Annotated in this window: 21 protein-coding genes and 2 pseudogenes; 10 read left to right on the top strand and 13 right to left on the bottom strand. The window is 68.7% G+C overall.

The window, feature by feature from the left end; all coding sequences use genetic code 11:
* Positions 1 to 42: 42 nt before the first annotated feature.
* Entirely contained in the window at positions 43 to 1,269 is a 1,227-nt protein-coding gene (locus ACIBK3_RS24455; protein WP_399368679.1) for an MFS transporter, read from the bottom strand.
* Between the two features lie 135 nt (positions 1,270 to 1,404).
* Here ACIBK3_RS24455 and ACIBK3_RS24450 point away from each other — a divergent pair, with 135 nt between their 5' ends.
* The gene (locus tag ACIBK3_RS24450; RefSeq protein WP_399368677.1) at positions 1,405 to 2,016 is read left to right on the top strand and encodes a TetR/AcrR family transcriptional regulator; all 612 of its coding nucleotides are present in this window, start codon (positions 1,405 to 1,407) and stop codon (positions 2,014 to 2,016) included.
* A gap of 12 nt (positions 2,017 to 2,028) precedes the next feature.
* On the opposite strand, the pseudogene ACIBK3_RS24445 reads toward ACIBK3_RS24450, so the two are convergent.
* Positions 2,029 to 2,319: pseudogene (locus tag ACIBK3_RS24445) on the bottom strand (transposase); the annotation flags it as partial.
* A gap of 135 nt (positions 2,320 to 2,454) precedes the next feature.
* Complete coding sequence (locus ACIBK3_RS24440) at positions 2,455 to 3,426, bottom strand: zinc-dependent alcohol dehydrogenase family protein (RefSeq protein WP_399368675.1); 972 nt, start codon at positions 3,424 to 3,426, stop codon at positions 2,455 to 2,457.
* A gap of 148 nt (positions 3,427 to 3,574) precedes the next feature.
* On the opposite strand from ACIBK3_RS24440, the gene ACIBK3_RS24435 reads away from it, so the two are divergent.
* Both ACIBK3_RS24435 and ACIBK3_RS24430 read left to right on the top strand, forming a co-directional pair.
* A complete protein-coding gene (locus ACIBK3_RS24435) occupies positions 3,575 to 4,198 on the top strand; it encodes a TetR/AcrR family transcriptional regulator (RefSeq protein ID WP_399368673.1) in 624 nt (207 codons plus the stop codon).
* A gap of 171 nt (positions 4,199 to 4,369) precedes the next feature.
* A complete protein-coding gene (locus ACIBK3_RS24430; protein ID WP_399368671.1) occupies positions 4,370 to 4,888 on the top strand; it encodes a hypothetical protein in 519 nt (172 codons plus the stop codon).
* A gap of 53 nt (positions 4,889 to 4,941) precedes the next feature.
* Here the strand turns inward: ACIBK3_RS24430 and ACIBK3_RS24425 are convergent, their stop codons facing one another.
* Both ACIBK3_RS24425 and ACIBK3_RS24420 read right to left on the bottom strand, forming a co-directional pair.
* Positions 4,942 to 5,808, bottom strand: a complete 867-nt coding sequence (locus tag ACIBK3_RS24425; RefSeq protein ID WP_399368669.1) for an alpha/beta fold hydrolase — start codon at positions 5,806 to 5,808, stop codon at positions 4,942 to 4,944.
* Positions 5,809 to 5,893: 85 nt separating this feature from the next.
* Positions 5,894 to 6,559 (bottom strand): DUF4097 family beta strand repeat-containing protein, encoded by a 666-nt coding sequence (locus ACIBK3_RS24420; protein WP_399368667.1) that lies wholly within the window; start codon positions 6,557 to 6,559, stop codon positions 5,894 to 5,896.
* Positions 6,560 to 6,797: 238 nt separating this feature from the next.
* Between ACIBK3_RS24420 and ACIBK3_RS24415 the strand changes: the two genes are divergently transcribed.
* Together ACIBK3_RS24415 and ACIBK3_RS24410 are read left to right on the top strand one after the other, a co-directional pair.
* Positions 6,798 to 7,589, top strand: coding sequence for a helix-turn-helix domain-containing protein (locus ACIBK3_RS24415; RefSeq protein ID WP_399368934.1), 792 nt, complete (start codon positions 6,798 to 6,800; stop codon positions 7,587 to 7,589).
* Between the two features lie 25 nt (positions 7,590 to 7,614).
* Positions 7,615 to 7,968 (top strand): VOC family protein, encoded by a 354-nt coding sequence (locus ACIBK3_RS24410; protein WP_399368665.1) that lies wholly within the window; start codon positions 7,615 to 7,617, stop codon positions 7,966 to 7,968.
* 136 nt (positions 7,969 to 8,104) lie between these two features.
* Here the strand turns inward: ACIBK3_RS24410 and ACIBK3_RS24405 are convergent, their stop codons facing one another.
* Entirely contained in the window at positions 8,105 to 8,869 is a 765-nt protein-coding gene (locus ACIBK3_RS24405) for a tetratricopeptide repeat protein (RefSeq protein WP_399368663.1), read from the bottom strand.
* Between the two features lie 151 nt (positions 8,870 to 9,020).
* On the opposite strand from ACIBK3_RS24405, the gene ACIBK3_RS24400 reads away from it, so the two are divergent.
* Positions 9,021 to 9,881 (top strand): DUF1963 domain-containing protein, encoded by an 861-nt coding sequence (locus ACIBK3_RS24400; protein WP_399368661.1) that lies wholly within the window; start codon positions 9,021 to 9,023, stop codon positions 9,879 to 9,881.
* Positions 9,882 to 10,003: 122 nt separating this feature from the next.
* Here ACIBK3_RS24400 and ACIBK3_RS24395 read toward each other — a convergent pair whose 3' ends face one another.
* Complete coding sequence (locus tag ACIBK3_RS24395; RefSeq protein WP_399368932.1) at positions 10,004 to 10,363, bottom strand: DoxX family protein; 360 nt, start codon at positions 10,361 to 10,363, stop codon at positions 10,004 to 10,006.
* Positions 10,364 to 10,552: 189 nt separating this feature from the next.
* On the bottom strand, positions 10,553 to 11,047 hold the full coding sequence (locus ACIBK3_RS24390) for a cupin domain-containing protein (protein WP_399368659.1): 495 nt from the start codon (positions 11,045 to 11,047) through the stop codon (positions 10,553 to 10,555).
* An 81-nt stretch (positions 11,048 to 11,128) separates the two neighbouring features.
* Here ACIBK3_RS24390 and ACIBK3_RS24385 point away from each other — a divergent pair, with 81 nt between their 5' ends.
* Positions 11,129 to 11,980 carry a LysR family transcriptional regulator gene (locus ACIBK3_RS24385; RefSeq protein ID WP_399368657.1) on the top strand — a complete coding sequence of 284 codons (852 nt, stop codon included), beginning with the start codon at positions 11,129 to 11,131 and terminating at the stop codon, positions 11,978 to 11,980.
* Positions 11,981 to 12,160: 180 nt separating this feature from the next.
* Here the strand turns inward: ACIBK3_RS24385 and ACIBK3_RS24380 are convergent, their stop codons facing one another.
* Complete coding sequence (locus ACIBK3_RS24380) at positions 12,161 to 12,961, bottom strand: alpha/beta fold hydrolase (RefSeq protein WP_399368656.1); 801 nt, start codon at positions 12,959 to 12,961, stop codon at positions 12,161 to 12,163.
* A 104-nt stretch (positions 12,962 to 13,065) separates the two neighbouring features.
* On the bottom strand, positions 13,066 to 13,674 hold the full coding sequence (locus ACIBK3_RS24375; protein WP_399368654.1) for a TetR/AcrR family transcriptional regulator: 609 nt from the start codon (positions 13,672 to 13,674) through the stop codon (positions 13,066 to 13,068).
* Between the two features lie 172 nt (positions 13,675 to 13,846).
* On the opposite strand from ACIBK3_RS24375, the gene ACIBK3_RS24370 reads away from it, so the two are divergent.
* From ACIBK3_RS24370 to ACIBK3_RS24360, 3 genes and pseudogenes are all read left to right on the top strand, one after another.
* The gene (locus ACIBK3_RS24370) at positions 13,847 to 14,560 is read left to right on the top strand and encodes an SDR family oxidoreductase (RefSeq protein WP_399368652.1); all 714 of its coding nucleotides are present in this window, start codon (positions 13,847 to 13,849) and stop codon (positions 14,558 to 14,560) included.
* A gap of 511 nt (positions 14,561 to 15,071) precedes the next feature.
* Positions 15,072 to 15,310: pseudogene (locus ACIBK3_RS24365) on the top strand (SDR family oxidoreductase); the annotation flags it as partial.
* Positions 15,311 to 15,346: 36 nt separating this feature from the next.
* Entirely contained in the window at positions 15,347 to 16,405 is a 1,059-nt protein-coding gene (locus tag ACIBK3_RS24360) for a sugar ABC transporter substrate-binding protein (RefSeq protein ID WP_399368650.1), read from the top strand.
* A gap of 266 nt (positions 16,406 to 16,671) precedes the next feature.
* Here ACIBK3_RS24360 and ACIBK3_RS24355 read toward each other — a convergent pair whose 3' ends face one another.
* The 3 genes from ACIBK3_RS24355 to ACIBK3_RS24345 all read right to left on the bottom strand — a co-directional run bounded on the left by ACIBK3_RS24355 (position 16,672) and on the right by ACIBK3_RS24345 (position 18,485).
* On the bottom strand, positions 16,672 to 17,238 hold the full coding sequence (locus ACIBK3_RS24355) for a GNAT family N-acetyltransferase (RefSeq protein WP_399368648.1): 567 nt from the start codon (positions 17,236 to 17,238) through the stop codon (positions 16,672 to 16,674).
* Positions 17,239 to 17,439: 201 nt separating this feature from the next.
* Positions 17,440 to 17,640 carry a DUF397 domain-containing protein gene (locus ACIBK3_RS24350; protein ID WP_399368647.1) on the bottom strand — a complete coding sequence of 67 codons (201 nt, stop codon included), beginning with the start codon at positions 17,638 to 17,640 and terminating at the stop codon, positions 17,440 to 17,442.
* On the bottom strand, positions 17,640 to 18,485 hold the full coding sequence (locus ACIBK3_RS24345) for a helix-turn-helix domain-containing protein (RefSeq protein WP_399368645.1): 846 nt from the start codon (positions 18,483 to 18,485) through the stop codon (positions 17,640 to 17,642). Before ACIBK3_RS24345 ends, ACIBK3_RS24350 begins: the two co-directional genes overlap by 1 nt.
* Positions 18,486 to 18,578: the final 93 nt, after the last annotated feature.

Here is an 18,578-nt window from a genome sequence, read left to right as displayed (position 1 = left end):
GATCATTCCTTCGGTGCGAGAGAGCGGCACGATGGTGGCCGATCAGGGGGTGGCGCCAGTGGGGCGGCTCAGTGCGCTGGTGAGGGTTGTCGCCATGACGGTGACGGCGAGGATCAGGGTTGCGACGTCCTGGTCGATGGTCTGGTCGAGGAGCCCGAGGGCCAGCGTGGGCACGATCGTGCCGGTGTAGGCGAACAGGAAGTACGTGGAAAGGAGATCCGCCCTGCGCCGCGGGTCGGCGAGCCGCTGGGTGACCCCGATGCCGCGGCGGAAGGCCAGGCCGATGCCGGCACCCGCCAGAAGGGTTCCGGCGGCGAACGTGGGCAGTGACCGTGTCCACAGGCCGGTCTCGAACACTGCGACGCCCGCTATGAGGAACGCCGGTACCGGCCAGCGCCCGGAGATCCACCGCTCCGGGGCGGCTACCTGAGCAATCAGGGCGACGATGAACAACAGCCCGACCTGTGCGCCGACAGCCGCGACGTTGTGGACGTGCAACTGTTCACGGAGGAAGGAAGGCACCAACGACGAGAACAGTCCCGCGACCGCGAACGCGGCGAGCACGGCTGTGGCCGCCTGCAGGAACTCGGTCCGCGCTGTCCGCTGGTCGGGAATGGTCGGCCGGCGCACCGACAGCGTGAGGCGCTGGCGGGCCGTGACGGTTTCGGGGGTGACGATGACGGCCAGCAGCGCCGGGCCCAGGGTGGCCAGGTAGGCCCAGAACACCAGGTGGGTGGGATCCGCCCCGTACTGCGCGAACAGCCCGGCGACAACGGTGCCCAGCCCCAGCCCGCCCATGTTCGCCACCGTGGAGACGGTCGACGCCCGCCGGGCGTGTTCGGCTCCGGCAAGCTCACCCAGCGCGGCCGTCGCCGTGGCGGTGAAGACACCGGTGCTCAAGCCGCACAGAAACCGTGCCCCCAACAGGGCTCCGACGTTGTGGGCGACGAGGAACAGCGCTGTGCTCGCCGCCGCGGCCAGGAGAGCAGCAGCCAGCACGGGACGGCGGCCCACGCGGTCGGAAAGCGACGCGAACACCATCAACGCGAGCACGGTCCCCATGGCATAGACGGCGAAGACCAGCGTCGTGGTGAAGGGCCCGAAGCCCATCTGCGGCGCCCAGAACGCATACAGCGGGATCGGCAGCGTGCCGCCCAGCATGACCAGCAGGTGCACCGCGGCTACGAGCCAGAACCCGGCGCGGGGCCCGCGTCCGTCAACGGGCGAAACCGCCTGTGTGCGGACGTCTGACGCGACCTTGTCGATCATCGTGTGGCCTTTCGAGTGCGGGAACGCTGGTCATCACACTACGCATCTTGGATCGATCGGTCAAAGATGATTTGACCGATCGATCCAAGATGTGGGTAGGCTCACAGCAGGCAAGGGAAACGGGAGGTGCACGCCATGTCCGGCCGGAAGCAGTTCGATGTCAGTGCGGCCCTGGACCAGGCCATGCGAGTGTTCTGGCAGCGCGGGTACGCCGAGGCCTCGCTCGATGCCCTCGGTTCCGCCACCGGTCTCGGCCGCGGCTCCCTCTACGGCACCTTCGGTACCAAGGACGCCCTGTTCCGCCAGAGCCTCGACCGCTACGCGTCGATCTACGGCGCGCAGTACGAGCAGGCACTCGCGGCGCACCCTGGTGATCCGGTGCGCGCGGTCGAGGCATTCTTCGACGTCATCCTGAGCCGCATCGCCGACCCGTCGGTCCCCGTGGGATGCCTCATCGCACAGTCCGCCGCACAGTCACTGACGCTGAAGGAGGAGAACAGTATTCAGGTGCGTGGCCTGCTCGACCTGCAGCGCCAACGGGTACGCGCGGCACTGGCGGACTCCTCGGCCGACACCCAAACGCTCGACGAACTCGCCACATTTGTCGTCGCCGTCAACCAGTCACTGGCCGTACTGAGCCGTGCCGGCGCTTCAGACGCCGAGCTGCGCTCCGTGGCCCGGCTCGCCTGCACAACAGTGGCGGACACCCTCACCCGGCCGGCATCCGAGAACCTCACCCAAGGCTGACGGGCACCGGCTCCGGTCGTAGGACTCCAGCGCGATCTGCTTGAGCCGGGCGAAGACACCGGGCCGGATCCACTCGTTGCGGCGGTTGCGGATGGTGGTCGCCGAACAGGTCGTGTCGGAGATCGCCTGGTAGGAGCAGCCGAACCGCAGGAGTTGTAGCAGCTTGTCGAACACGATCCGGTCGCTGATACGGCTGCGGTGGCAACCCAGCGGGTGAGTTGGGGCGACCGTAGGGCGCTTGGGCAGCAGTGCCGCGAATTGGTCCCAGAGCGGGTCGATCAGCCAAGTTGGAAGGACGGACACAGGTCTCCCAGTGGTCACAGAGCGTTGCAACTCCATGATCATCGGTACCTGTGCCTACCTTGTCCCCGGGGCTCCCCACACCTCCTATCTGCGCAAGTTCTCAGGAGGGAGGAGAAGAGCTTTCGCCCGCGCGGGCTACGGCGTCAGCACGATCCTCCCGAACACCTCACCGGCGTCCATCTTCCGGTGTGCCGACACGGCTTGCTCCAACGGCAGCACCTCGTGCACCACCGTCCGCAGTTCGCCGCCGCGGCTGGCGGCGGTGAACTGCTCGGACCGCAAGGCATGTCGATCGGGTCCGCTCACGGTGTCGGCGCTGAAGGTGGCGAACGACATCGACTTCCGGAACCCTGCGAGCATGCTCCTGCCGAAGTCGGCCGGCGGCTGCCCTGCGACGATCCCGACGACCACCATGCGACCGTTGGGATTGAGCCTGTCGAAGAACGACGGCATGTCCGCCCCGGCGACGATGTCGATGATGACGTCGTAGCCCGCTGGAGCGTCCTCGCCTCCCGCACCGGAGCGGTCCAGCACATGGGTCGCGCCGAGCTCGCGCAGACGGTCGCCACGCTCGGCCGACGACGTGGTGACCGCCACTGCCCCGGCACCACCACGAGCCGCGAGCTGGACCGTCATGATCCCGATACTGCCGGCCGCACCACGCACCAGCACTGACTCGCCGGCGGCGAAGTTGCCATGGGCGAGGCCGAAGTGGGCCACCACTCCGGAGCTCCCGAGCGTCACCGCGTCGGCAGCGGACAGGTTCGCGGGGAGGGGGAGGATCTCCTCCACCGGGGCGATCGCCTGTTCCACGTAGCCGCCGCCCATGCCCGTGAACGCCCACACGCGCCGGCCGATCCATGACGTGTCGACCCCGTCGCCGACCGCTGCCACAGTGCCGGCCACCTCGCTGCCGGGGACATGGCCTTCCTTGAAACCGTAGGCGGCAGCGAGAGCACCACCACGCCGGATCACGGCGTCGACACCGCCGACACCGATCGCCTCTGTGTCGATCAACACCTGTCCACCGGCGGGAGTCGGGGCCGGGAGGTCGATGACCGCCAGACCCTCGGGGCTGCCGAACGCCTGGATCGCGACTGCCTTCAATGTCGTCTCCTGGTTCTGGAACGGATCGGAAACCGTTGGGAGCGGCCGCCGTTCGAGCACCGCCCCTTCAGCTCAGGAAGCACAAAGCCTCCGTACCTGCCCACGGACGCTAATGGACGCCACCGTCCGTTTAACTAAAGTGAGAGTGGTGACCGACCATTTGCCTCACGCCCTGCGTTCCGACGCTCTGGACAACCGTGAACGCATCCTCGACGCGGCCCGCACGCTGTTCGCCACCGAGGGGCTGAACGTGCCGATGCGCGAGATCGCCCGGCACGCCGGGGTGGGCCCCGCCACCCTGTACCGCCGCTTCCCGACCAAGCAGACGCTGGTCACCGAGGTTTTCGAGGACCAGATGCGGACCTGCCACACCATCGTCGACGAGGGGCTCGCCGACCCGGATCCGTGGCGCGGCTTCCGCCGCGTGGTCGAGCGAACCTGCGAACTGCACGCAGAGAACAGGGGCTTCACCGAAGCCTTCATGTCGGCCTTCCCCGACGCGGTGGATTTCGCCGCGGACCGTGCGTACGCGATGAACGCGATCGCCGAACTCGCCCGTCGCGCCAAGGACACCGGCCGCCTGCGCCCCGACTTCGTCCTGGACGACCTGATCCTCATGCTCATGGCCCACAGGGGCATCCACGTACCGTCGACGGCCGCCCGGGTCGCGGCTTCCCGCCGCTTCGCCGCGCTGGTGATCCAGGCGTTCCAGGTCTCCCCGACGCACGAGCCGCTGCCGCCGGTGCCACGTCTGGCTCCCGCAGCCCCGTGAAGATCCAGCACTCGGCGACGAACCGAGCCCCACACCACCGGCCTTCGTCGGTTTCCGGCCGTCGGTTATGTTCCCAGTCGGGCGGAAGCAGGGCATGAGGGATCCCAGTCGGGCGGACAGCAGGACATGAGGGTTCCCAGTCGGGCAGAAGCAGGACACAGGGGAGGGGCTATGACGCAGTACTTAGGGCCGCTGGAGCTGATCGGGGAGCGGTGGGTGATCGGGGACCCGACGCGCAAGGAGGGCGTGTCCATCGTGCTCACGCCCGAGGGCCTGGAGCACCGCCGGCGAGAGGAGACGGCACCCCTGTTCACCATCGAGTGGTCCCGGTTCATGGAGCTGCAGGTGCGAGCCGCTTACCGGAGGTGGCACACCACCTTCGGCCTGGGCTTCGGCGCGCCGCCCGGTGCCGACATGGGCCGGGACGGCTGCTCTTTGCACGGCATGGTGCGCCATCCGTATGACCTGTGGTCGGTGCGGTACACGCATCACGAGCGCCGTTACACGGCCGCTCACGTCCACGTGCTGAAGGGGCTGTTCGGCGGGCTCACCGAGGCAAAGGCGCTGAACCGGCTCGGTGATGCCGAGTGGCTGGGCGCGGCGGTCGCCAAGCTGTCGTCGCACAACTCGCCGTACGCGCCCAAGCTCAACCGTCTGGTGAAGGAAACCCTCCAGAGTCTCGGCACCTGAGCGGTCACCCAGGGCACACGATCAGCGGGTGTCGTCAACCCGCTGTCGTGTCTTCAGCGCCCTGCGTCGTCGAGGGCGGCGACCTCGCGCACAGCCTCGGCGATGGCCGGGAAGTCCTTCTTGAGGATCGCCCCGTGGTTGCCGGCGACCTTCGCGCCGATCCGGATGTTCGGGTTGCGGGCGGTCACCGCGTCGAGGCTGGTGCGTATCCGTTCCTGCTCGTCACCGCGGCTTCCGAAGGACGCCCCCGAAGCGACCACGTACCGCACCGGGACGGTGATCTCGTCCAGTACGGGGCCCAGCTCGCGTTCGCGGGAAAGCCTGCCGAGCTCGATGTTGCTGTTCGCCTGCTGGTCGGCGGTCATCCGCGGGGCCAGGCCGGTCGGGCGCAGCAGCGGCAGGAACCAGCTCATCCGCTTGAACAGCTTCCGGATCCGCTGCTCCATGGCCTCGTCGAGCCAGTCGTACGGGAACGCGCCGTCGACCAGGACCGCGCCCAGGGCACGCTCCGGGTTCCGGCCGGCCCAGTGCGCCCCGACGACCGCCCCGTAGGACCAGCCCACCACCAGCGCCCGGTCCACGCCCCTGGCCGCGAGAACGGCATCGACGTCCCGGACGGCTGCCTCGAAGGAATAGTCCGCCGAACGCTTCGACTTCTTGCCGCGGGCCCGCTCGTCGTAGGTGATGTGCCGCCACCCCGCCCCCAGTTCGGCGACGACTCGCCGCCAGTACCCCTGAGTGGCGAACTGGCCGTTGAGGTAGACCACCGGGATACCGGGACCGCCGGTGTCAGTGACGGCCAGCGCCGTATCGTCCACCGGCACCATGCCGGTCCACTTCGCGCCGGTCGCCGAACCGGCCCTGGCCCCGTTCTTCGCGCCGGTCTCCGAACCGGCCGAGGAAGTGCTGTTCTTCGTCATGTGTTCCCCCTGGTCGTGTGCGAGCGTCTGGTTGGACTTCTCCAGGCCCTGCTCTGGATCGCAGGGATCCTGGTGTTGTGCCACCTCAGAGGCTGCGGGCGGTGATGTCGCCGTGCGAGGTGGTGGCGCGGATCTCGAGTTCGGCGGTGCCGTCGTTCTTGAGAGCGTTGCTGACTCGGCCGTAGCCGGTGTCGGCGTCCAAGGTGGCCGAGACGCCAGCGGCGGCGACCACCGAGATGTCGCCGGACTGGGTGCGGAGCACGACCGTGCCTCGCACGGCCTCGGCGATCCGGATGTCACCCTTCTCGGTGCTGATCTCCGCGGGGCCGCCCAGCCGGCCGACCTCGACATCGCCGTCGCTCGCGGTGAGACGGACGCTCGCGGCCTCGTCGATCTTGATCTGGCGGTACGCGCCTTCGAAGACGACGTCGCCGAGGCGTCCCACGCCACGGAGCTCGGCGCTGGCGGCCTTGGCCTCGATACGGGAGCCGGCGGGCAGCCGGACGGTGACCTCCAGGGCACCGGAGGGGCCGAAGAGCCGGCTGTCGGTACCCGAGGCCGTGATCCGCAGCACGCCGTCGGCGTAGGCGACTTCCGTCTGCTCGGCGGTCTTGGTGTCGCGGCTCTTGGAGGGGTTGGCGGGCAGGACCTCGACGGTGGTGTCGGCGCGGTCCGCGGCGATGAACTGGACGCGTCCCGCGGGGAGGTCCAGGACGGCGGAGATCGGGGCGGGGGTGTCGAACTTCTGCATCGTGCTCTCCCTTGCTCGCGCTGTTTCTGACACCGGAAACGCTACGTTGCTTTCCAGATTCAGGCAATGAGGTAATTGCAATAGAGCTACATATGCGCAGGTCAGACTATGAGAACTGTTGCAACGACTGTGAGTGCAATGCAACGACCATCGCTCTGCTCATTGCAATGAGTGAGACGTGAACGCTATGGTGTTGGTGGATCAGGGACAGCCGCGAAGGATCACCAAGGAGATCGCGATGCCGGGAGGCAGGCTCACCCAGCAGGAACGCCGGCAGATCGCGCTGGGGCTGGCCGACAGCCTCCCCTACGCCGAGATCGCCCGCCGCCTCGACCGTCCGACCTCGACGATCACGCGTGAGGTGATGCGCAACGGCGGCCCCACCGCCTACCGCGCCGACCTGGCCCACCGCGCCACCGAACGCCGCGCCCACCGGCGCGGGCCCGCCTCCTCCCGTGGACCGGAGTCAGTCCCCCAGCCGCACGGACGCGACGCCGAGGCCGTGGCCGAGTACGAGGAGACGCTCACCACCGCCCTCATGGCCTCGGGCCTGACCAAGATGACAGCCAGGGTGCTGACCTGCCTGTTCACCACCGACGCGGGCAGCCTCACCGCGTCCCAACTCGCCCAGCGCCTCCAGGTCAGCCCGGCGTCCGTCTCCAAAGCGATCACGTTCCTGGAGAGCCAGAGCCTCGTCCGCCGAGAACGCGACGAACGCCGTCGCGACCGCTACGTCGTCGACGACGAACTCTTCTACCAGGCGACGATCGCCAGCGCCCGGTCCAACGACCAGCTCGTCGAAACCGCCCGCCAAGGCGTCGCCGTCCTCGGCCCTCACACTCCCGCCGCCGCCCGCCTGGAGAACATCGCCCGCTTCCTCGACTTCATCAGCGAAAGCATCACCCGCGCCGCCGAACAGGCCCGCGAAGTCCTCCACACCGGGCCCGGAACAACGTCGAACGACCCCGCCCGTCCAAGCCCCGACCACGCGTGGACAGCCGCGTCGACCGCCCCGACCAGGGGCCGGTGAACGGGGATCCTGGCAAGATGGCGGCATGGAACGTGTGCTCGGAATCGGTGGATACTTCATGCGCGCCGCCGACCCGGCGGCCCTGGTCGCGTGGTACCGCGACTGCCTCGGCCTGGACGCCGACGAGAACGGCCTGTGGCGTCAGGGAGCCGGGCCGACGGTGTTCGCGACGTTCGAGTCCGAGAGCGACTACTTCGGGTCCCGCGCCCAGCAGACCATGCTCAACTTCCGGGTCCGCGACCTGGAAGCGATGCTCGCGCAATTGCGCGCCAAGGGAGCTGACGTGGCTGAAGAGACGCAGGACATGGAGGGTGTCGGCCGATTCGGCTGGGTCACCGACCCTGAGGGCAATCGGATCGAGCTGTGGCAGCCGGCCTGACCGCGTCCTCCCGCATGCGGTGACGTGCCGGCCAGGGCGTCTGTCAGCAGTTGCGCGAGGTGCTCTCCAGTCACCGTGCGGGCGCGCCTCCGCACGTGCGGCCCGGGCCGCACTCCGGTCAGACGCCCCGGGATCGTCACCTGAGTTGGCGTATGGCTTCCAGGGCCAGGTTCTTGATCTGTTCGTCGCCGAGCTCCGCAGCCGCGATGTAGGACTGCAGTGCGGCCGTCGTCTCCCCGCGCATCTCCTGGATCTCACCCATCGAATAGTGGGCGCCGGCGGTGAAGTCGTTCAGCTCGGCGTCCAGGATCCGCTGGTGGCACTCCTGCCCGCCGTCGAGATCTCCACGACCCACGAGTGCCCGTCCGAGATGGAATGTGGCCCGGTGTGCTTCGTCCGGGTGGCCGGTGGCGAGGGCATCACGGAAGGCGCTCTCGGCGGCCTCGAGCCGGCTGTTTTCCAGAGCGAGCGTGCCCAGCTCGACCATGGCCCTGGGAGCGTGGTCGGCATGTCCGGTCTCTATCGCCGCCTGTAGGCACTGCTCGGCGCCCTGTATATCACCGCGTCGCTTGAGCAACAGGCCCAGATTGACCCCACACATCGCCGCGACTTTCGGATGCCCGGACTCCAGGCCACGCCGGTAGGCGTCCTCGGCCCCGGTCAGCTCCCCCCGCCTTTCGAGCAGAATCCCGAGATTGAAGGCCCCGATCGGCCCGGCGGCGGTGTCGCCCGACTCCATGACCTGACGGAAATTGTCCTCGGCCGACGCGACTTGGCCCGCGTCGACCTGTCCGGCTGCGAGCCAGAGCATCGCATCCCAGGGCCCCATCTCGACGTCGTAGCGGGGGACCTTGGGCAACTGCTCCTTCTGGCGGTTACTTCGTCTCTTCCACAGTGCCATTGGTCCTCCTTTGACCGGAGCCCAACCCTCTCTGACCGGGTAAACACCCGTCAACGCCACACCTCCAGGAACCTCAGCGCCGGCCTGACGTCGACTGGAGCATGTCTCGCCGCTGGGCCGCTGTGTCAGTCCCGCCCTCTACGGTTTGCCCATGACTCCTGAGCTGTGGAACCGGTTAAGTCCCTTCCGCGACGAGGCGATCGCGCGAGGCATACCCGCCGACGACATAGAGCGATGGCTGGCCACCGCCCGCCCTTGCGCGACGCTGACGCGGGGCGGGGACGGGCCGGTCGTGGGCCGGTTCGGCGGTCCGCTCCTGCTTCCGGCCGACACCCCGGACCCCGAGCACCCGTACGTCGCCTCCATCGACCTCGCGGCCCTGCCCGCCGACGCGACGGACCTGCCCCTGCCTCCCGACGGCCACCTGCTGCTCTTCGCCTTCCCCGAGACCGCCGACTACCACGAGACCATGGGCAGCGTGGTGTACGTCCCCGCCGGTACGGCCGTCACGGAACGGGACAGGCACGCCTGGAACCCCTCCGACATCGACGACTACGAGGCGATGTTCAAGGAGTTTCCCGAGGGTCCGCTGTGGGCGACGCCCGACGTGTCGCTGCCCTACCACCACGCGGTCGAACTCTCCGAGGAGCCGTGGAGCGAGCCGCTTCCGGGGCATCCCCGCGCCGAAGAACTCGTCGCCGTCTGGGAGAGCACCCATGACGACATCGCCGCCAAGGGGCCGCTGCAGATCGGGGGATACGCCGATGAGGAGGCCATCTACAGCGATCCGGTCGCCGATGCCGTGTTCAATGCCGTGAAAGCGGCGGAACTGGGCCGGTGGGACGGACCGGCTTCGGCCGACGTCTCGGACTGGGTGCTCCTGGCCGACTGGCAAGCCGGAATGGACGTCCAGGGCTGGGAAAGCGCCTCCGTCCACTGGGTGATCCAGCGCGAGGACCTGGCCGCGCGACGCTTCGACCGCGCGTTCACCGGCGTCTTCTGGAACCCGTGATCGGTGGCCTGGGCCGTTTCTTCCGGGGGCCGGACGATGCTCGACGGAGCCGTGCTCAGATCCTGTGACCGGCTCCGTAGGGCCTACGCATCCACTGTTCCACCAGTCGAGGACTGTCTCGATCACAGCCCGGTGGCCAGCCAGATGGTCACGGCCGCGGTGGCGATGAGCCCGATGTTGAGTGCGATCCGGCGGTCTTCGCCGGTCAGGTGGACAGCGACCGCACCGGTCTGCAGGAGTACGAAGCCGATGGCTGAGGCCGGCGCCAGCGAGGGAGCGATGCCTGCCATTGGCGGCAGGATCAGGCCGGCCGCGCCGAGTATTTCGACCGCCCCCAGCGCCCTGAGGGCGGGCAAGGGTATGCGGTCGACCCAGGCCATCATCGGTCGGAGTTGATCGCGGCTGCGGATCACCTTCAGCGTGCCTGCGTAGAAGTAGAAGACGGCGAGCAGTCCAGCGACGACCCAATAGGCGATGTTCATGGTCCCGTTCATGGTTTCCGTTGATGGGCCACCGGTTCGCGGGGACCCGTCGGTTGCGTCGATTCCGTCGATTGCCGGGGAAGCCCCTGGAGAAGGCCCGGTCCGTCGTCCGAGGGGACGGACTCGGGCGGGAGCGCCACGGCCCCGCCGGTCGAAAGGAGATCGGCGGGGCCGTTCCCTCCCGTCGGCTCAGGCGAGGCCGGTGGCGGGCTCGGTCCCGTAGCGGCTCATGGCGTCGGCATTGGCCCGCGGCGTCAGCGGCCGGCCGTCGGCGAGCACCTCTTGGAGGTCTCGGAAGTACTGCACGTACAGGTCGGGGGTGAACGTGCTGAGCATGACGGCGGGTTGGTCGGTCAGGTTGGCGAAAGTGTGAGGGGTACCGGGCGGAACCATCACGAGCGTGCCCCTGGTGGCGTCGTAGTCCTCGGCCCCGACGGTGAATCGCACGGTGCCGGAGAGGATGTAGAAGCCCTCGTCGTGTTGGCCGTGGCGGTGCTGCGGCGGTCCCTGGGTGTGCGGGGCGAGGACGGACTCGGCGATCGCGAGGCGGTGCCCGGTGTGGCTGCCGTCCTCCAGAACGCGCATGTGCGTGGTGCCCAGAACGATCGTCTCGCCGCCGCCCGGACCCACCACCGATACGGCGGGGTCGGTCCGCGGCTCGCTGGTCCTTGCTTCTTCGGTCATGCTCACGAGTGCACCGCCGGGACCCTGCCAGTGTCCAAGACCCATTCCGCAGCGCCGATACCCCATGGGTATCGTGGCAGCGTGGAGCTACGGACCTTGCGTTACTTCGTGGCGGTCGCCGAGGAACTCCACTTCGGCCGGGCCGCCACCCGACTGCACATGAGTCAGCCGCCGCTGAGCCGGGCGATCAAGCGGCTGGAGGCCGATGTCGGGGCCCTGCTGTTCGTCCGCTCGCCCACCGGCGTCACGCTCACGCCGGTGGGCGAGGTGCTGCTCGACGAGGCGCGGGCCCTGCTCGACCATGCCGACCGCGTCGGTGTACGCGTGAGGGCGGCGGCCGGCGTCGCGATCATCACCGTCGGCATCCTGGGCGACGGTACCGACCCCGGAGTGTCCAGGCTGGCCGCCGCCTACCGCCGAAGCCACCCCGGCATCGACATCCGCATCCGCGACACTGATCTGACCGACCCCACGTGCGGGCTGCGCACCGGACTGGTCGACGTCGCCCTGACTCGGGCGCCGTTCGACGAGACCGCCCTGACGGTGCGTGTGCTGCGGACCGATCCGGTCGGGGTGGTCCTGCGCGCCGACGATCCGCTGGCCCGCCGCGACCGGCTGCGGCTGGCCGATCTGAGTGGACGCCGCTGGTTCCAGTTCCCACCGGGCACCGACCCCGTCTGGCAGTCGTACTGGAACGGCGGCAGGCCGCGCGAGGGCCCAGTGGTCCGCGCCGTCCAGGAATGCCTGCAGGCCGTGCTGTGGAACGGCACGGTCGGCCTGGCCCCGCTCGGGCACGACCTGCCCGCGGAGTTGGCCGTGGTGCCGCTGATCGACATGGCGCCGAGCCGAGTGGTGGCGGTGTGGAACGAAGGCAACACCAACCCGTTGCTCCGATCCTTCATCGAGATCGCGACAGCCGCGTACCGCCACTGAGCACCAGCGACGGTGCCGCGGCTCGTGAGCCATTCGAACGCGGCGGCGTCCGCAACGGGACGCGCCCCTACCGGCCCGTGATGCCCGCGGGCGAAACGGCCCCGGACACCTCTCGCCGCCCGCGCAGCGATGGCTGTCCGCGGGTCTGACCTCCCTGTCGTCGTGTCGGCGCAGGATTTCTCAGGCCAGGCCCCGGAGGAAGTCCGAGAGTGCGGTGTGCAGGGTTTCCGGCTGTTCCAGGTGCAGGTCGTGGCTGGTGCCGGGGACGCTCATGGACACGGTGGCGGGTCGCAGCCGGAGCATCTCGTCGGCTTCCCGCGCGGGGATGAAGCCGGCCTGGGCCAGGACGACCAGGGTGGGGCACGCGACCTGCTCCCACTCGTGCCGGAAGGAACGCCGGGCGTTCTCCGCCAGCGACCGGACCATCACGTCCCGGTCGAAGCGAGGCCACCATCCGCCCTCGCGCTCCTCCAGCCCGGCCGCCCAGCCCGCGCCGACCGGCCCGCCGCCGAGGAACGCGGCCGCCTCTTCACGTGAGGGGAACGGTGTCGGCCACGAATCGAGCCATCGGCCGATTTCCTCAGGAGCGTTCGGGTTCGGACCGCCGGGGCCGGCCTCGACGAGCACGAGCGCGCGGACCAGCGCGGGATGCGCGGCGGCGGTGAGCATGGCCGTGTGCCCGCCCAGCGACTGGCCGACCAACACAGGCCGCCGCAGCGCCAGTTGATCGGCAACGGCGACGACGTCGGCGACGTGGGCGGCGCGGGAGACGTCCCGCGGGTGGCGCTCACTGGCGCCATGCCCGCGCTGGTCGACCGCGACGACCCGATACCGGGAGCTCAAGTGCCGTGCCAGAGCGTCCCATTCACCTGCGTGACCGGCCAGTCCGTGCAGCAGCACGATGGGCTGTCCCGGCCCGCCCCAGTCCCGGCAGACAAGCCGGACACCGTCCCGCACCACCACGCGTTCGGACCATCCCACGGCGGACCTCCGGCGAATCGGCTGCTCTCCATCATGATCGGGACAAGTTGTCCCGAGGATGTCCGCAAGCATCCGGCCACCCCGCGCCGGCCGGTCGCCGCGGGTCAGCCGCGCACCGCGGCCAGGCATGCGTCGTACAGGTCGATGATGTCGCCCCTGCCGCCGTTGTCGACCCACGTCATCGACGCGGCATCCAGGCACGCCAACGCCGTCGCGATCACCGCGCGGGCCCGCGGGTCCGCGCCGCCGACAGCAGCGTCCATGCGCGCCTCGACAAGCGGCAGCAAGTCTTCCTGGAACCGCAGCCGTTTTTCGAGCCAACCGGCACGCAGCGAGGGCGTGTTGTGCAGGAGACGGAACCGCTCCAGGGCCTGCTCCCGGCTGTCGTGCAGGGCCAGTACGGCGGCAATGCCTGAGCGCAGGGCCTCCCAGACACCGACGTCGGCCGGCAGTTCGCTGATCGTGTCCGCCAGGACCTGCCCGAACCGGTCCTGGTCGCCACCGAGAAGGTCTTCCTTGGTGCCGAAGTAGCGGAAGAGGGTGCGCTGGGAGACCCCGGCCTCTCGGGCGATCTGGGCGATGGTCGTCTCGTCGTAACCCTGCTCGGTGAACAGGCGCAGAGCCGTGTCCAGGATCTCCTGGGAGGCCAGCCGCCGTGACCGGTCCCACAGCGTGGTCGGTGCGTCCGTCGCCGTCCCGGCTTCCTGCTTCATGCCCACCAGATTAGCCCAGCACTGCCAGAGTGGCACTCACTACCTACTTGGCAGTCGCTGCCATATAGGCATACGCTGCCGAAAGGTGACCGTCGCGGTACAGCCCTCCCCAACGGGCCGTAGCCGCTCACCGAGCACCCCTACCTCCCAGCAGCAAGCAAAGGAACGCATCATGTCCGCACCCGCAGCTTTGATCACCGGTGGAACCAGCGGCATCGGCAAGGCGACCGCGGAACTGCTCCACTCCCGCGGCTACCGCGTCATGGTCACCGGGGTGAGCAATACCGCCGACGCCGGACTCCCCGAAGACGTCACGGTCGTCCGGGCCGACGCACGGTCCCTGCCGGACATCGACCACGCGATGGAGCAGGCCCGCCGGCAATTCGGCTCCCTCGACCTGCTCTTCCTCAACGCGGGCATCTCCCGTCCCGGCCCGATCGAGTCAACCGACGAAGCCGCCTTCGACGCCCTGTTCGACATCAACGTCAAGGGCACCTTCTTCACCCTGCAGAAGGCCCTCCCGCTCCTCAACGAGGGCGCCTCGGTCGTGTTCACCGTGGGCGCCGGCGAAGGGCTCGGTGCCGCCATGACCGCCGCCAAGGGCGCTCTGGTGCCCCTCATGCGGTCTCTCGCGCTCGAACTCGCCCCCCGCCGCATCCGCGTCAACGCCGTCAGCCCGGGACTGATCAACACCCCTGCCTACAGCAAGATGGGTGTCTCCCAGGAAATGATCGACGCCTGGGCCGAGGGCGTCCCACTCGGCCGGGCCGGCGCTCCCGCCGACATCGCCGAAGCCGTGGCCTTCCTCGCCTCGGACGCCGCCGGCTACATCACCGGCGACAACCTCATCGTCTCCGGGGGCATGGGTGTGCACGCTCGCGCGTGACGGGCAGTTCCGGACTCGACTCCACCGGCACGGTGTTCCCGTCGACAGAGGCATAGCCGCGTGGCCCGCAGGGTGTTCCACCTGCTGGGCTTCCCTTCGCCGTCGTCGATGGAAAAGCGCAGCTCGCAGGGATGGGGGGTCTCCAGCGGCCGGCGGCCGTCCGCCTCGCGTTCGGCCCCGACCAGGTCGATCGCCTCGGCCACCCGGTCGTCGGGAATGACGCCGGCCGCGCGCAGGCAGCCGAGACCGCGCAGCACGTCGGCCCTTACCGCCCCGGCATCAGAGCCGCACTCCACCCGGCATCGTCGACCGCTCATCGCCGCCCCGACCGACCTAGTGTGGAAAACGGAGGCAACAGCATGGGCACATCGGAGTATGCCGGGCTGACGGCAGTAGTGACCGGTGGCGCATCAGGTATCGGACCGGCCACGGCGCGGCTGAGCACCGCCTGCGGGGCCGGGCCCGTGTCGCCTGCCTCGGCCTCAAGCCCGACGACGTGCCCGCCCCGCTGTGTGTCGACCCCTACACCGCCGACACGCCGTGGACCGGCCGTCTGCTGGACCGCGCCGCCGCCCCCGAGGCCGACGCGCAGCACCCGGCGCCCGCCGGCCGATGGGCCGACTTGTCACCACAGACGACGTCGCCGGCGCCATCGCGTACCTCGCGAGCCCGCTCTCCGGTTCCTCCACAGGTACTGGTCTCGCCGTCGACGGCGGCATGCACGGACCATGGATCCGGCTCCGCGTCTGACCTCCCGCACGAAACAGTCCGCAAGGAGACCCGTCCGTGAAGACTCGATGCCTCCGCTATGGCCTCGGCGCCGTCACTGCCCTCGCCGTCACGGTGCTCAGCGCCTGCGGCAGCTCCGGAGCGGACGCGGACCGCGGCCCGGTGGTGGGCGTCGACTACGCCCGCTCCGACACCGACTTCTGGAAGGCGTACGCCCAGTACACCCCGCGGTTCGCCAAGGAGCTCGGCCTGGAGCTGAAGACCACCCACTCGCAGAACGACGTCGCCAATCTCGCCGCCAACGCACAGACGTTCATCATCGACAGGGTGAAGGGCGTCGCGATGGCCCCGCAGGACACCGCCGTGATCGCGCCCACCCTCCAGCAGCTGGCCGCGCAGAAGATCCCCGTGGTCACCCTGGACACCCGCCCCGACACCGGCGAGGTCTACATGGTGGTGCGCGCCGACAACCGCGCGTACGGAGAGAAAGCCTGCAGGTTCCTCGGCACCAAGCTCGGCGGCGAGGGCAAGGTCGTCATGCTCGAGGGCGACCTTGCCTCGATCAATGCCCGGGACCGCACCGAGGGGTTCAACGAGTGCATGAAGGACAACTATCCCAAGATCAAGGTCTTCGGGGAGAGGACCAACTGGGACGGGGCGGTCGCGGCGCAGAGACTGCAGACGGATCTCACCACCCACCCTGATATCAAGGGCGTCTACACGCAGGCCAGCTTGGCGCTCTCCGGCACCCTGCATGTGCTCAAGCAGCAGGGTCTGCTGGTCGGCCCGAAGGACAAGAAGCATGTGTTCGTGGTCTCCAACGACGGCGTCCCCAGGGAGCTCAAGGACATCGCCGAGGGCAAGATCGACGCCACGGTCTCCCAGCCCGCCAACCTCTACGCCAAGTACGCCCTCTACTACCTGAAGGCGGCGATGCAGGGCAAGACCTTCAAGCCCGGCAGGACCGACCACGACAGCACGATCGTCCGAGTCCGCGACGGTGTGCTGGAGGACCAGCTGTCCGCACCGCTGGTGACCGCGGACGGCGGGACCTACGGCGGGGTTCCCAGTCTCAAGAGCGACAACCCGTCCCTCTGGGGCAACAACCTCGGCTGACCTCGCACGGGGTGCGCTCGGCGAACGCCTCCTGTGACGCCGCGCCCAACTGCTGCCCGCCGCCGTGCCGCGGGTCCCGGTATCGGCCCGCCAGGCCGCGTTGTGCCGGTACACCGGATCGACCGGCCCCAGCGGCAGGCGCGCCACCGGCACGACCGCACAGCCCGCTGGTGTGGGAGGCCCGTGAGCCGGCTGAGGATCGCGTCGATGGCGGTTCGGCCGTCGTCGACCGCGGCGTGTTCGTCCTCGGCCAGCGGGACGGAGCATCAAATCCCTGGCGGTGACCCCCGGTGCAACGGTTCGCGCATCATCACGGCGAACACCGGTGAATCGGCGAATGGCTGCTGTTCGCCGATCTTCCCGTACCCCCAACGCTCATACACAGCCTGGACTTTGCCGTCTCCCGCCTTCGGGTTGACGAGAAGCGTCACCCGCTCCTCGTCCCTGTTCGCCAGGAGCTCTTCGTGAACGCGGTGCGCGAGGCCCGTGCCGCGCCACGGGCGTCGGACCACGATCTCGTTCAGCGCGAGCGTGCGCTTGCCGGTCTCGGCCGTGTACCCGTCGGGCAGCGGGTTGGTCATGGCGGACCACCAGCGCGTGCTCGGGCCGAGCGGAGTGGCGTACGCGAAACCGGCCGGCTCGGTCCCGTCGTAGGCGATGACCGCTTCCCAGCCGGGCGACGAACGGTGACTCATCAGACGCTCGTTGAAGCGTTCGGCGGAGTAGAAGGGCGCGGTGAGGCCGAGGTCTCGCTGACGCACCTCTACGTGGATGTCCACGATCGTCTGTCGCACCAGATCGATATCGGTGTCGTGCCGCAGCTCAAGGCTCACAGGAGCTCCTTTTCGAACCAGTCGCGGATGGGGGGCATCGGGGGCGGCGCCGTGCATCTTTCCCGCGGCTCGCGGGGCGGCAGTGCCAGCCACCGGATCACCCAGTCAATACCCGGTTCCACGACTGCCCTTGGCCTCGCCCGACTGGTTCGGGAGTGGTACCGGTTCTGGAGCCGGATGGACCGTTTCTTGGTTCGCGCTTTAGGGCGCCCGTCTTCCGCTCACCAACGCTGCTATGAACACCCGCCATGCCTGACGTCGAACCACCACAACAGGCCCTACGTCGCTCTTGGAGTCGCGTACGAGGGCACCCTCCCCTGTACGCGCGCACTCGACGCACTCCGTCCCACTGCCCCCGCTGTAAGACGACTTGAACCACAACGGCGCGGATGGTGACGTCATCAACACTCCTTGTGTATCCGGGAGATGAGTGTTACTGAAGACTCAAGATCAAGCGCCTGTGCGCTCAGATACTGGAACGCCAACCTATAGCGATCCAGTTCCTGGGGCTTCTCCATGAAGAGTCCGCCGCCGAGTAGGTCTACGTAGACCACGTCCAGCTCGGGCTTCGGTCCGCGCAGGATGGCGAAGCTGCCAACTGCCGCAGCATGAGCACCCGTTGCGAAGGACAGCACCTGGATTGTGATGTTCGGAAGCTCACCCATGGTGAGCAGATGCTGCAGCTGCTCACGCATGACCTCGCGTCCGCCGACTCTGCGTCGGATGGCCGCCTCGTCGATCACGCACCAGATGTGCGGAGGCTCGTCTCGAGCTAGGAGTTCCTGCCGCTTCATGCGAATGTCGACCATGTGTTGCACTTCCCGCTCCGCACACTCGACCTCCGAAGCCCGGTGAACGGCCTCGGCGTACTTGCGGGTCTGGAGGAGGCCAGGAATGTACATACAGGCGTAGTGGTCCTCGCGTACGACCTCGTCCTCAAGCGTGAGCATGAGGTTCATGGAGTCGGGGATGGGGTCAGCGAGTGACCTCCACCAGCCCTGGATCTTGGCACCCTTCGCAAGTTCTACGAGAGCCCGGCGTTCTTCGTCAGTGGCTCCGTATTCGCGGCAAAGGGCGTCCACAGCCGGCCACTTGACCGTCCCTTCCTTCGTTTCGTAGCGACTCAGAGTCGCCTTCGAGATACCGACGCGCGCGCCTGCCTCCTCAAGGGTGAGGCCCTTGAGCTCGCGGATGCGGCGCAGGTCCGCGCCTAGTTGGCGCCTTCGCGTGGTGGGACCAATCGGCATACATGCAGCCCTTCGTGTCGATGCAACAGATCGTGCTGGTTGCCTGGACGAGTCGGCAAGGTGGTGTGCGCCGGGGGCGTGAGCCCTATGGGT

It is taken from the genome of Streptomyces sp. NPDC050287 (assembly GCF_044459385.1).
Classification (GTDB): domain Bacteria; phylum Actinomycetota; class Actinomycetes; order Streptomycetales; family Streptomycetaceae; genus Streptomyces.
The sequence above is the reverse complement of the archived record's forward strand: the minus strand, read 5'-3'. Positions and strand labels throughout refer to the sequence as shown.

What these genes read in the sequence shown, in the direction of transcription:
- ACIBK3_RS24455 (WP_399368679.1), bottom strand. Translation starts at nt 1,269, where the DNA reads ATGATCGACAAGGTCGCGTCAGACGTCCGCACACAGGCGGTTTCGCCC.
- ACIBK3_RS24450 (WP_399368677.1), top strand. Translation starts at nt 1,405, where the DNA reads ATGTCCGGCCGGAAGCAGTTCGATGTCAGTGCGGCCCTGGACCAGGCC.
- ACIBK3_RS24430 (WP_399368671.1), top strand. Translation starts at nt 4,370, where the DNA reads ATGACGCAGTACTTAGGGCCGCTGGAGCTGATCGGGGAGCGGTGGGTG.
- ACIBK3_RS24425 (WP_399368669.1), bottom strand. Translation starts at nt 5,808, where the DNA reads ATGACGAAGAACAGCACTTCCTCGGCCGGTTCGGAGACCGGCGCGAAG.
- ACIBK3_RS24420 (WP_399368667.1), bottom strand. Translation starts at nt 6,559, where the DNA reads ATGCAGAAGTTCGACACCCCCGCCCCGATCTCCGCCGTCCTGGACCTC.
- ACIBK3_RS24415 (WP_399368934.1), top strand. Translation starts at nt 6,798, where the DNA reads ATGCCGGGAGGCAGGCTCACCCAGCAGGAACGCCGGCAGATCGCGCTG.
- ACIBK3_RS24410 (WP_399368665.1), top strand. Translation starts at nt 7,615, where the DNA reads ATGGAACGTGTGCTCGGAATCGGTGGATACTTCATGCGCGCCGCCGAC.
- ACIBK3_RS24405 (WP_399368663.1), bottom strand. Translation starts at nt 8,869, where the DNA reads ATGGCACTGTGGAAGAGACGAAGTAACCGCCAGAAGGAGCAGTTGCCC.
- ACIBK3_RS24400 (WP_399368661.1), top strand. Translation starts at nt 9,021, where the DNA reads ATGACTCCTGAGCTGTGGAACCGGTTAAGTCCCTTCCGCGACGAGGCG.
- ACIBK3_RS24395 (WP_399368932.1), bottom strand. Translation starts at nt 10,363, where the DNA reads ATGAACATCGCCTATTGGGTCGTCGCTGGACTGCTCGCCGTCTTCTAC.
- ACIBK3_RS24390 (WP_399368659.1), bottom strand. Translation starts at nt 11,047, where the DNA reads ATGACCGAAGAAGCAAGGACCAGCGAGCCGCGGACCGACCCCGCCGTA.
- ACIBK3_RS24375 (WP_399368654.1), bottom strand. Translation starts at nt 13,674, where the DNA reads ATGAAGCAGGAAGCCGGGACGGCGACGGACGCACCGACCACGCTGTGG.
- ACIBK3_RS24370 (WP_399368652.1), top strand. Translation starts at nt 13,847, where the DNA reads ATGTCCGCACCCGCAGCTTTGATCACCGGTGGAACCAGCGGCATCGGC.
- ACIBK3_RS24350 (WP_399368647.1), bottom strand. Translation starts at nt 17,640, where the DNA reads ATGACGTCACCATCCGCGCCGTTGTGGTTCAAGTCGTCTTACAGCGGG.
- ACIBK3_RS24345 (WP_399368645.1), bottom strand. Translation starts at nt 18,485, where the DNA reads ATGCCGATTGGTCCCACCACGCGAAGGCGCCAACTAGGCGCGGACCTG.